The organism is Motiliproteus coralliicola, assembly GCF_003345655.1.
Taxonomy (GTDB): Bacteria; Pseudomonadota; Gammaproteobacteria; order Pseudomonadales; family Balneatricaceae; genus Motiliproteus; species Motiliproteus coralliicola.
This window is the reverse complement of record NZ_QQOH01000005.1, coordinates 1-12,146: the sequence shown is the minus strand read 5'-3', so window position 1 is coordinate 12,146 and position 12,146 is coordinate 1. Positions and strand designations below refer to the sequence as shown.

The window sequence follows — 12,146 nt, the reverse complement described above, 5'->3', positions numbered from 1 at the left end:
CTCACACCATTAATCCAACAACGCCCCCAACGGATAACCCCGAAACGGCTTATCCTCGTTCAGCACCACATGGCTGCTGATATTGACCTTTCCGGGTAGCAGATCTAGCAGGCGGTCGTTGATGGCGTTGTAGCGGCCCATATCCGCAGCCACCACCTTCAGAAACAGATCGAAGGCGCCGCTGACGGTGTAGCACTCCACCACCTCGTCAATCTCACCGGCCTGTTGCTGGAACTGCCGGAATGCCTCGGTGCTCTGGTCCTTCAAACTGACGGTGGCGATCACGGTGACGCTACGGCACAGTGCCGGCAGATTCAGCACGCTCAGATAGGGGCCAATCAGTCCCTGCTGCTCCAGTTTTTTAACCCGGTTCAGGCACGAGCTGGGAGAGAGCCCGACCCGTTCTGCCAGCTCTTGATTGGTGATTCGTGCTTCGCGCTGCAGCGTCGAAATAATCTTGCGATTGATTCTATCCAGAGACATCGGGAGGGTAGGTTCTTTAAAGGATTGATCGGCCGGGTTGTCGAGAAGCTTCAGACAACCCTTTAACAACAGGCCCATGGGGTTGGATCTGTAAGTTTGGACCCGGGAGAATCAATTTTCAAGCATGCCGAATTTTATTCGGCGAGACCGTTATTTCTTGCATTTTATCGGGCTTCGCCGGGGCAATTCGACAGCTCATTTCCTGACGCGATCGGTAAACTATTGAGCATTATGAAAAATATTTCGAAGGCTTCTGCAGAGCTGGATCGGTGCGCCAGGATTAGGCGAAAGCGGGCGAAATAGCGCAGTTTACCGGGTGTAAATGAGCATATTGAGCCCGGTTTCAACGACGCCATGGGGTGCTGAGTCGGTTCTGCCGGAGTCTTCAACAGCCACTGCTTGAGGGGAAGCACATGCTGATCATCCGTCCTTGCCAACATTCCGATCTTGCCGATCTACTGAGTTTGTCCCGCGCCACCGGCGCAGGGATGACATCGATGCCTGCCGATGAAGCCGCCTGGCTGGCCAAGATCGAAGCCAGTCAGCGGGCTTTCAGCCTGACTACCGATTCCTCAAAGCCTGCCTCCCATAGCTACTTTATGGTGCTGGAGGATCCCAACAGTGGCCGTGTGGTCGGTACCACCGCGGTCTATACCGGCATCGGTCTGGAGAAACCCTTCTACTCCTACAAGCTGTCGACGCTGGTGACCCGCTCCCGCGATCTGGCATTGACCCGCAAAGCCCAGGTGCTGAATCTGGTCAACGATTACACCGGTTCCACCGAGGTCGGCTCGCTGTTCCTGCTGCCCGAAGCGCGCCAGCCGGGCGTCGGGCGTTTCCTGTCCCGTGGTCGATTCCTACTGATGGCCGACTTCCCCACTCGCTTTGGCGACCGGGTGATGGCCGAGCTACGGGGATGGCAGGACGAGCAGGGCCAGTCGCCGCTGTGGCAGCACCTGGGCAGCAAGTTCTTCGGGATCGAATTTCAGCAGGCGGTCGAGGCCGTAGCACTGAAAGGCCCGCAGTTTATTACCGACATGATGCCGCGCCATCCGATCCATCTGGAGCTGCTCCCCGACAGCGCCCGTGCCGTGATCGGCAAGCCCCACCCGAGTTCGGCACCGGCGATGAATATGCTGCTCAAAGAAGGGTTTGAGTTCGACGGCTATGTTGACCTGTTCGACGGCGGCCCGTCGATCCATGCCCAGATCAGCGACGTTCATGGCGTGCGCGATAGCCGTACCGCCGCCATCAGCATAAGTCGACGGCCGCTCAAAGCCGCCACCGAGATGATGCTCAGCAACGGTCGGCTGGATCAGTACCGGCTGGTACAGGCCCCGGCCCGGTTGCTTGCCGACGGCCGTCTGCAGCTAGAAGCGACTTGCGCCGAAGCCCTGCAGTTGCAGCCAGGAGACCGCGTCCGTTTCCTCGAAAGCCGCCAGGCCCAGAGTCAAGCCCAGCATGCGGTGGCCTAGCCAACCTTTGCCTCTGCTTGCTAGTAAGTACTAACTACTTGATAACCAACACCCGCTGCGACTCGATCCCCAGCGATAGCAGGTAAGGCTCGCGCTGCTGGGACTCGATAAAGTCCTGCTTGCTGCGCCAACCGTTCCAACCGATCTGGATCAGACTCTGAGCCACCGCGCCGCCGAGGGTGGCGCCGGGGCCAAGCAACACAATCCGCTCAGGAGCATATTCTCGTACCGCCACCTGCACCGCGGCGGTGAAGTCGTAGGGCTGCACCACCTGATGGTCGAGGGTGTAGCGCCATAGCGCGTCGGTATCGCTCGACAACGGCGACCAGCAACTGCCACGGCCATCGATCAGTGGAATCGTCGGAGGCTGGAGCCGATCCGGCGGGAACTGCTGTCGACCTTGAGCCGCGTTGTCTTGCATCAGCGGGGTATGGAAGGCCGCATGGTTGTATAACCGCATCGGGTAGCGGTCTTGCTCCGGTGTCAGTTCGTCCTGCAAACGTTTCAACGCCGCTTCGTTGCCGCCGAACACCCGCAGCCCACCCAGTCGGATCGACAGGTAGAGTTCGCAATCAGGCTCGGCGTTGATCTGCTCGGTCAGGGTATCCAGCTGTTCGCGGCCCCCCGGAATCGGCCGCCAGTTTGAATCCACCTCCGGGTAGATCAGCTGCCCGCCCGACAATGACTGGTGCATCAGGGTGCCCATGCCGTTGATCAGTTCGAACGCCGGCTCTGGTCCCTCTGCATCAACGCCAATTGAATTAACAGCACCGAACGCACCACTGCAGCCCAGGGCGATATACCAGCCCATGGAGTTGCCGGTCAGGGCACAGATCTCGTAACGGTCCCGGTCGATCGACAGAAAATCGGCATAGGCGCAGGCCCAGATCAGTGCCGAGGCGTTATCGCCGCGGCTGTGCTGGGCCATGCTGTAGCGCTCGGCCCCATCCAGCTCGCTCAGCCGGGGTTGCCCCAGTGCCTGGCGCTGCCGGTCCAGCGCCGCCAATAACGCCGGCTTGTCGGCGTGGTAACGCTGCAGGTAACCCAGCTCGGCGGCGTTGTAAGTGCCGCGCCCGGGGCAGATCACCAGGGTTTTCAGTTTACTGCTCATGATGCTGCTCCCGGCTTTGCCCCAGAACTAGGTTCCAATCCCATCAGCTCCAGGGCCGCCAGCTCGATCGACCGCTTCGACGGCAACGTGATCGTGGCCGCCCGACCCAACGGGATAAAGCTGTCATCGGCACTCAATCGTTGCAGTTTCGGCGGTGATGACAGCTGTTCGCTGACCAGACTGACCAGTTGCTCGCCCAGCGAGCCGGTGGTGCGGCACTCATCGACGATCAGCAGATGCTCGCAATCGGCTACCGCCTCGAGGATCGCCGCTTCGTTCAACGGCATCAGCCAGCGCAGGTCGATCACCCGCAACTCAACTCCCCGTTGCTCCAATGTCCGGGCGGCCTGCAGGCTGAGATAGTAGCCGTTGCCGTAGGTCAGGATCGCCAACTGGCGCCCCTCTCCGTGCTGGTGCAGTTGTCCCAACGCAATCGGCTGTGCTTGCTCGGGTGGGCGGTACAGGCTGGTCCAGAGGCCGTCGTCGGGCTCGTGCAGATCGCGGGTCATATAGAGTGCGATCGGCTCGATAAACACCACGATACGCTGCTCTTCGCGGGCCAATCGCACCGCTTCGCGCATCATCTCGACCGCATCGCTGCCGTTGCTGGGGCAGGCCAGCACCAGGCCGGGAATATCACGGAACACATTGAGGCTGTTGTCGTTGTGGAAATGGCCGCCGAAGCCTTTCTGGTAGCCCAGACCGGCGATCCGGATCACCATCGGGTTGCTGTACTGGCCGTTGGAGAAGAAACTCAGCGTTGCCGCCTCACCGCGGATCTGATCTTCGGCGTTGTGGACGTAGGCCAGGAATTGAATCTCCGTGATCGGCACGAAGCCGTTGTGGGCGGCCCCGATCGCCAGCCCCAGAATGCTCTGCTCGTCCAGCAGGGTGTTGATCACCCGGTGCTGACCGAACTTTTCGCTGAGTTTGCTGGTGACGTTGTAGACCCCACCCTTGGGACCGATATCCTCGCCCATCATCAGGATCTCGTCGTGTTCAAGCATCAGATCGGCCAGTGCCCAGTTGAGTAGTCGGGCCAGGTGCTGCGGCTGCTCCATCATCCGGATTTCACGCCCGAAGCGCTGCTCCCTCAGCGTCTGATCGACCGGATTAGCCGGCTTCGGCTGACGAGTCGGCGGAATCAAACTGGCCATCACCGCCGTACTGCTGTTGAGCTTGGGACGCTGGATCGCCAGCTCGGCCACTCGGGCGACCCGCTCGGCGGTCTCTCGGTACAGATCCACCAGCTGATCCGACCGCAACCCAGCTTGCTCGATCAGCAGTCGAGCCGAATGCAGCAGCGGATCCTGGGCCTCCACCGCTTCGATCTGCTCGCGGCGCCGGTAGGCCACCTCGGCATCGGAACCAGCATGGCCCAACAGACGCACCGTGCGTAGGTGCAGAAACACCGGCTGTCGGAACCGTCGCGCCAGCCTCTCGGCTTCACGGGCGGCCCGGTAACTGTCGAGCAGGTTCAAGCCATCGGCATACAGATAATGCAGCCCCGGACGTTGGCTGAAGTTGGCGTGAATCCAGCCGTTCGGGGTGCTGGTGGAGATACCGATGCCGTTGTCTTCGCAGATAAACACCAGCGGCAGCGTAACCCCCTGGTAACTGGTCCAGCAGGCAGTGTTGATCGCCCCCTGGGCGGTGCTGTGATTGGCCGAGGCATCGCCGAAGCTGCACAGCACCAGGCCTTCGTGGTCCAGCTCGCCGTCGTGCCCCATCCGCTTGGCCAGCGGAATCGAGTAGGCGGCCCCAACCGCCTTGGGCAGATGCGAGGCGATGGTGCTGGTCTGGGGCGGCACGAACAGCGACTTGCTGCCGAGCACCTTGTGACGGCCGCCGGAGATCGGATCCTCACTGGAGGCGGCAAAACTCAACAGCATGTCCCACAGCGGGGTTTCGCCGGGGGTCTGCCGTGCCCGCTGGATCAGAAAGGCCGCATCGCGATAATGCAGGAACGCCATGTCATCCTGACGGAAGGCGGCGGCCAGCACCGCGTTGCCCTCGTGGCCGGCACTGCCGATGGTGTAGAACGACTCCCCCCGGGCCTGCAACTTGCGCGAGCACAGATCCAGATGACGACTGAGCAGCTGGGTCTCAAACAGCTCGATCAGTTTCTCCCGCCTCAGACCAACCTGGTCCAGGGTGAGCGGATTGGCCGGATCCGGCAGATCGCCAGCAGCCACGCGGTTAAGGAAATTCGCTTCGACGATCTCGGCACGGTTTTGCATTGGTTTTCCTTATTCTTTGCAACGGTTCCGAACGAGTAGGATTTGCTTGGCCCGCTCAGCGCTGGAACGGATAGACCGATCCCAACTGCAGGATCTCGGTCAGCTCGTTCAGTGCGGTGCGCGATTCCATCAGCAGCTGCGGGTCGGCCAGATCGGCCGGTAGCAGCCGGTCACGGTAGTGTTTGTCGACCCAGCGGTTCAGCCGCGCATAGAGCGCATCGCTCATCAGCGTCGCCTGGTTGGTGGCGGCCAGTTCGACTTCGTTCAGCACCACCCGCAACCGCAGGCAGGCCGGGCCGCCGCCGTTACTCATGCTCTGTTTCAAGTCGAACACGACCACTTCGCTGATCGGGTTGTCGGCCGCTTTGATCTGCTCCAGCAGGCTCCAAACCTTGGGATTGTCACGACACTCCTCCGGCACCACGATCAGCATCCGCTCGTCATCCAGGCTCAGCAGCTGGGAGTTGAACAGATAGCAGCGCACCGCTTCGTCGACACTGAGTTGCTCGCTGTTGATCTCGACGATATGCAACTTGCGCCGGCCGTTGGTCTGGATCTCGAACTGTCGCTGCAGGCGTGCCTTGACCTCGGTCTGATTCAGAAATGCCTGCTCGTGGCATAGCAGCAGGTTGCCGTTACCGACCGCGATCACATCGTTGTGGAACACACCCTGATCGATCACCGACGGGTTCTGCTGCGCCAGCACCACTCCGGCGCTGTTGAGCTGATGCGAACGCACGATCGCCTGGGACGCCTCCAGGGTCTGACGGGCCGGATAGCGGTTGGGACGGGGCTGGGTTTCGTCGAAAGCATGACGGCCGTAGACAAAGAACTCGATCCCCTGTTCGCCATAGCTGCCGCACAGGCGGGTATGGTTGGCGGCCCCCTCATCACCAAAGTGCTCAACCCCCGGCAAGGCCGGGTGGTGTTTGAAGTGGCGCTGGGACGGGAAGGTCGCCGCCAGAATCCGCCCGGTGGTGTTGTGCTCGATCGAACGGTGGAACTTGTTGGTCAGGTTGGCCGGGGTGAAATGCACCCGGCCGTCGTGGGCATCGGCACTGGGCGAAACCGTGGCGGCGTTGGCGGTCCACATACTCGATGCCGAACAGCATGCGGCCAGGATCCGCGGTGCCTTTTTCGCCGCCTGGGCCAGCACCTGGGCATCGCTGCCGGAAAAGCCGATACGACGCAGGGTATGGATGTCGGGGCGCTCCTGCGGCGCCAACACACCCTGAACAAAGCCCCGGTCGTGCAGCGCCTTCATCTTCGCCAATCCCTGCCGGGCCGCCAGTTTCGGGTTCGCGGCCCGATCCTGGTTACCTTCGGAGGCGATATTGCCGAACGACAGCCCGGCATAGTTGTGGGTCGGGCCCACCAGCCCGTCAAAATTGGCTTCAAAGGCTTTCATCAATGCACTACCTCTATTGCGATCCGCAGGATGGAGGCTATCCACCTATAAACCCTGCGGATCGACGACTCTTGTTATTCACCCGACGACCTTGGCGATGCTAGGCCGCGTTACAGCTCCAACCCCGGAGCCAAATTCGCCGGCAGGCTGACCTTGTCAGACTCCAGACTGGCGACCGGATAGGCGCAGTAGTCGGCGGCGTAGTAAGCGCTAGGGCGATGATTGCCGCTGGCGCCGATGCCACCGAAGGGAGCTGCGCTGCTGGCACCGGTCAGCTGTTTGTTCCAGTTGACGATGCCGGCACGGCTGGCGCGCAGGAACTGCTCATACTTGGCGCGGCTGTCGCTCAGAATCCCGGCGGACAGGCCGAAGCGGGTGGCGTTGGCCAGCTCGATCGCCTGCTCAAAGCTGTCGTAACGGATCAGTTGCAGCAGCGGGCCGAAGTATTCCTGATCCGGTAGCTCGGCGATCGCGGTGACGTCGATCAGGCCCGGTGACAGCAGCCCGGTACCCGGCTCCAACTTGGCCAGGGTTACCAGCGGAGTGCCGCCCAGCTGCTGCAGGCTGGTTTGCGCCTCGACGATCCGATCGGCGGCGGCCTCGCTGATCAGCGAGCCGATAAAGGGCTGCGGCTCGGCATCGAAACGGCCGACCCGGATCTTGCCGATCGCGTCAATCAAGGCATCGACGAAGCGATCACCGGCCTCGCCCTTGGGCACCAGCAGACGACGGGCGCAGGTGCAGCGCTGACCGGCGGTGATATAGGCCGACTGCAGGGTGTCGTGCACCGCCGCTTTCAGGTCCTCCACCTCGTCGACGATCAGTGGGTTGTTGCCGCCCATCTCCAGCGCCAGGATCTTGCCGGGCTGACCACCGAACTGGCGGTGCAGCATCGCCCCGGTGTCGGAGCTGCCGGTGAAGAACAGTCCGTCGATCTGGGCGTGGCTGGCCAGTGCGATACCGGTCTCCTTCTCACCCTGGACCAGGTTCAAGACGCCGTTGGGCAGTCCGGCCTGTTGCCAGAGCTGGACCATCTTTTCGGCCACCGCCGGGGTCAGCTCACTGGGTTTGAGCACTACGCAGTTCCCCGCCAGCAACGCCGGGACGATATGGCCGTTGGGCAGATGTCCGGGGAAGTTATAGGGACCGAACACGGCCACCACACCATGGGGCTTGTGCCGCAGCATAGCGGTAGCACCGGCCACTTCGGATTCGTGGGTGCCAGTGCGCTGTTCCAATGCCTTGATCGAGATCTCGATCTTACCGGCCATCGCGGCGGCTTCGGTGCGGGTCTCCCACAGCGGCTTGCCGGTCTCTTCGGCGATCAATCGGGCCAGCTCCTCGGCGCTGGACTTGAGCAGTTCCGCGTAGGCGCGGACCTGTTCGATCCGGGCAGTCTGCGGCAATGCCGACCACGCCGGGAAAGCCCGTCGTGCGGCCCAGATCGCCTGATAGACCTGGGCTTCGCTAGCACAGTGACCGTGCCAGATCGGCTTGGCTTCGGCCGGGTTAAGGGATTCGAGCGCGGCGCCTTCGCCGTCAAGCCAAACGCCATCGATAAACAGGGATGCAGACATTAGAAACTCCTTCTGGCGGACATCGGCGCAACCCGCAGACTATCGCCGTCTTGAACGTTGAGCACCTTGGCCATGTCGGCCGAAATGGTGACGATATGGTTGCCGAGCAGGCTGGCATTGGCGGCGCAACAGCGGAAATCGCGCAGGCGGCTGTTGGCCAGCAGATAGCGCTCCGAGCCGCCGTCGGGTTCGCCGATTCGGACCTTGCAGTAGCGGCTCTCGCGCACGATACGGATATCCTGCACCCGGGTTTCCAGCAGCGGGCCACCGTCGAAAATGTCGATATAGCCGCTGTAGCGGAACCCTTCGCTTTCCAGCAGGCGACGGGCCGGGGTGGTGTTGTCGTGGGTTTGGCCGATCGCCTCACGGGCATCGTCGGGCAGCATGTTGGTGTAGATCGGATTTTTCGGCATCAACTCGGCGATAAAGACCTTGTTCTGACCCGACAGCTGGTCCGCCTGGGCGAAATCGATCGAGAAGAAATGACGCCCCAAGCCCTCCCAGAACGGCGATACGCCGTTGCTGTCGGAGTAACCGCGCATCTCGGCGATAACGTTGTCGGTGAAACAGTGGGGGAACTCGGCCATGAACATAAAGCGCGATTTCGACAGCAGCCCGCCATTGCCGTCACGACGGAATTCCGGGTCCAGAAACAGGGTGCAGACCTCGGACTGACCGGTATGGTCGTTGCTCAGGGTCAGGGTCTTGATCGGGTTGTAGACGTTCAAGCCCTGGGAGGCGTGCACCAGGGTGCCGACCCGGTAGTTATACCAGGGATCCTGCAGCCCGACCGCCGATTCGATCCCGCTGATACCGGCAATCTCGCCGGTGTCGGTGTCTTCCAGCACGAACAGGTACAGCGCTTCCTTCAGTGGCTTATCGGCCTCAAAAGATTCAAGCGCCCAGTCGAGCTTGCGGCGGACCGCCGGTTCATCCGGCTGCAGGGTGGTAAAACCGGGGCCGGTCTTGTGGGCCAGGGCCCAGAGTCCATCCCAGTCGGAAGCTTGGATCGGTCTGATCAACATCATTGGGGGTTATTCCTTAGCATCCTAATTCTGCGATCCGCCGACATCGTTGAATCCGACCGATCGCGTTGTTAATTTGTCGCGGTTGGTTGAACTACGGGGCCAGAGGCTGCAGCCGAAGCTCATCGCCTGCACTCAGCTGCAACGGCTCGGCAATTCGCGTTTCAAGCTCATCACGGGACACCGGCGCCGTCGTCATCACACAGCGAAAGCCCGCCAGCTGTTGATTGCAGAGCAGCGCCGCAGGCAGATCGGCATCAGAGGCCGCCAGGCTTTCAAACGCTTGGGTCCGGCTCTGGTCCAGGGTCTTGATCTGATCCGTGGCCAGCTCCAGGGTCGGTCCAGCATCGAAGATGTCGACATAGCCGCGATGGCGGAAGCCTTCGGCCTCTAATAGTTCCACCACCGGTACGATGTCGGGCCGGGGGGCGGCGATAACCTCTTGAGCCTCGTCCGGCAGTAGCGGGATATAGACCGGATAGTGGGGCATCAGGTCAGCGATAAAGCTCTTGGACTGGATACCGGTCAGGTAGTTGGCGCGGGAAAAGTCCATGCTGAAGAAATGGCGCCCGATCGCCTCCCAAAACGGTGACTTGTTGGCGTCATCAACGATGCCCTGCAGCTCGACCAGGGTCTTGTCGGCAAATCGCTGGCGATGGCAGGCCATGAACAGCATCCGGGCCCGCGACAGCAGGTTCAGGTTGTCACTGTTGCGGTGCTCGGGAGCCAGGAACAGGCTGCACAAGCGACTGGCACCGGTGTAGTCCTGACACAGGTGCAGGGCCGGAATCCGGTTATGGATCTGCAGGTCACTGGAGGCATGGACCAGTTGTTCGATTCGATAACTGTAAAACGGCGTATCGAGCCCAACGGCTGCATCGATGCCGCTGACGCCGAGGATCTCGCCGGTATCGGTCTCTTCCAGTACAAAGTGGTAGCTCTGTTCACCGGGTTGATCGACGTCGGCGCGCAACGATTGCTGGGTGCGGGCGATCATTTCCGACAGGTGATCGCGGTTGGCCGGCAGGGTCGACATGCTGCCGCCGGCGACCACGGCCAGTTGCTCCAACGCCTGCAGGTCGGCAAAGGTGATCGGACGTACAAGTCGCATCAGCGTCGCTCCAGCCAGCTGAGATCGTCGCTGGTCGCCAATTTCATCAACAGTAGGGCGCTCAGCTTGGCCCGCTGTGCCAGGCTGCTGACCTTGCAGAATTCGTCACTGCTATGAATCTTGCCGCCCTGAACACCGAGGGTATCGACATTGGGCAGGCCCGCTGCCGCCAGGTTATTGCCGTCACAGCAACCGCCGGTCGGCAACCATTTCAGCGTCATATCCAGGGATTCGCCACATTCACGCACCAACTCAAATAAACGCTGGTTAGCCGGGGTCAGCAGCTTGGGTTTGCGGCCAAAGCCACCGTGCAGCTCGATTGAGATGCCGTCGCGGGCATTGATCCAGCCCAGCAGCTTGTTGATATGCTCCAGACACCAGTCTTCGTCGGCAGGGCGCTCCAGGCGGATGTTGAAGCGAGCCACGGCGGTATCGGGAACCACGTTAACCGCACCGCCACCCTGAATATTGCCGGGGTTGATGGTGACCCCGGTGCGCTGGCCGTTCAGATCGTCGAGTGCGCTGATAAAGTCGCAAAGCGCCCGAATCGCATTACGGCCAAGGTGATGCTCACGTCCAGCATGGGCCGCCCGGCCCTTAACCACAACGCTGAAGTTACCGCTACCTTTGCGCTCGCCGGCCAGATTGCCGTCCGGGAAGCTGGGCTCGTAGATCAAGCCCAGTTGATGCCGCAGAGCCGCCTGCTTCAGCAACGGAGCCGAACCGGGAGAGCCGATCTCCTCATCGGGATTGAGCAACACCTCCCAGCCGATACGATCCGCCCAGGGCGTTCGCTCCAGTGCCATCAGCGCCGTAAACATCAACACCAAGCCGCCCTTTAGATCTGCGACACCGGGACCATTGATGGTGTCTTCATCAAGCCAGCGAACCTGCTGAAACGGGTGATCGATGGCAAAGACCGTGTCCAGGTGGCCGCACAGAAAAACCTGGATCGGGGCGTCCGGCCGTTTACGGATCGATAATGCCTGGCCCAGCGGTTGCTCGAGCGTCTCTCCGTCAGCGTTGACCACCACCTGCGGCGCCACATCGATGTACTCGCGTGTACCGCCAAGATCGGCACTGATCTGGTCCAGCATCCGGGCCACTTCATTAACCCCATCGACGTTGTAGGAGCCGGAGTTGATCAATGCCAACCGAATGGTGTCATCCAGCATCCGCTGCTGCTGGTCGTCAATCCAATCCAGCCAAGGAGAAAAGTCGTGTTCGGCGCTCATAAGCAGACTCTGTCGGTCAAAATTGTCTGCTTACTAGTATTGATCAGCTCGGGTCAAAGAACTGTTGTTGATGCGACCTGGAGTTTAGAAATGCCACTCCTGATAGCTAGTAATGGTTTGAAGAGCAGTAGGTAGATGTTTAGAAACGAAAAACCAGTACAGCATGCTGGGTTTTCTCGTATTTCAAGTCGGGCTTTCAGTGCGGGGCGTTGAAGGCGTTATGCGTATGAGGTGGGCTGAGCATTGCTAGCGTTTCGCGCGAGGACATGGATGTCCGAGTGGACGAAGCTACAGGGACGTAGCGCACTCCGTCGTTAACTTGAAGACGTAGAGAACAAGCAGCGAACCGATACGCGGAAGCCGCTAAAACGAAAAAACCCCTAGCACAGCGTGCTAGGGGTTTCTCGTATTAGGCGCTTGGCGATGACCTACTCTCACATGGGGAAGCCCCACACTACCATCGGCGCTGATTCGTTTCACT

Annotated in this window: 9 protein-coding genes; 1 reads left to right on the top strand and 8 read right to left on the bottom strand. The window is 60.9% G+C overall.

Features of this window, described 5'->3' with window-relative positions; genetic code table 11:
* Positions 1–9 precede the first annotated feature (9 nt).
* Positions 10–483 carry an Lrp/AsnC family transcriptional regulator gene (locus tag DV711_RS16375; protein ID WP_114697106.1) on the bottom strand — a complete coding sequence of 158 codons (474 nt, stop codon included), beginning with the start codon at positions 481–483 and terminating at the stop codon, positions 10–12.
* Positions 484–896: 413 nt separating this feature from the next.
* On the opposite strand from DV711_RS16375, the gene DV711_RS16370 reads away from it, so the two are divergent.
* Complete coding sequence (locus DV711_RS16370; RefSeq protein ID WP_114696819.1) at positions 897–1,958, top strand: arginine N-succinyltransferase; 1,062 nt, start codon at positions 897–899, stop codon at positions 1,956–1,958.
* A 34-nt stretch (positions 1,959–1,992) separates the two neighbouring features.
* Here DV711_RS16370 and DV711_RS16365 read toward each other — a convergent pair whose 3' ends face one another.
* The 7 genes from DV711_RS16365 to DV711_RS16335 form a co-directional block, all read right to left on the bottom strand.
* Positions 1,993–3,069, bottom strand: a complete 1,077-nt coding sequence (locus tag DV711_RS16365) for an ACP S-malonyltransferase (RefSeq protein WP_114696818.1) — start codon at positions 3,067–3,069, stop codon at positions 1,993–1,995.
* On the bottom strand, positions 3,066–5,309 hold the full coding sequence (locus DV711_RS16360) for a dehydrogenase E1 component subunit alpha/beta (RefSeq protein ID WP_114696817.1): 2,244 nt from the start codon (positions 5,307–5,309) through the stop codon (positions 3,066–3,068). The genes DV711_RS16365 and DV711_RS16360 overlap by 4 nt, the downstream gene beginning before the upstream one ends.
* Before the next feature lie 55 nt (positions 5,310–5,364).
* Complete coding sequence (gene astB / locus DV711_RS16355; RefSeq protein ID WP_114696816.1) at positions 5,365–6,717, bottom strand: N-succinylarginine dihydrolase; 1,353 nt, start codon at positions 6,715–6,717, stop codon at positions 5,365–5,367.
* A 110-nt stretch (positions 6,718–6,827) separates the two neighbouring features.
* Positions 6,828–8,294, bottom strand: a complete 1,467-nt coding sequence (gene astD / locus DV711_RS16350; protein WP_114696815.1) for a succinylglutamate-semialdehyde dehydrogenase — start codon at positions 8,292–8,294, stop codon at positions 6,828–6,830.
* Positions 8,294–9,322 carry an arginine N-succinyltransferase gene (astA, locus tag DV711_RS16345; protein WP_114696814.1) on the bottom strand — a complete coding sequence of 343 codons (1,029 nt, stop codon included), beginning with the start codon at positions 9,320–9,322 and terminating at the stop codon, positions 8,294–8,296. Before astA ends, astD begins: the two co-directional genes overlap by 1 nt.
* Before the next feature lie 91 nt (positions 9,323–9,413).
* On the bottom strand, positions 9,414–10,430 hold the full coding sequence (locus tag DV711_RS16340) for an arginine N-succinyltransferase (RefSeq protein WP_114696813.1): 1,017 nt from the start codon (positions 10,428–10,430) through the stop codon (positions 9,414–9,416).
* On the bottom strand, positions 10,430–11,665 hold the full coding sequence (locus DV711_RS16335) for a hydrolase (RefSeq protein ID WP_114696812.1): 1,236 nt from the start codon (positions 11,663–11,665) through the stop codon (positions 10,430–10,432). Before DV711_RS16335 ends, DV711_RS16340 begins: the two co-directional genes overlap by 1 nt.
* Positions 11,666–12,146 lie beyond the last annotated feature (481 nt).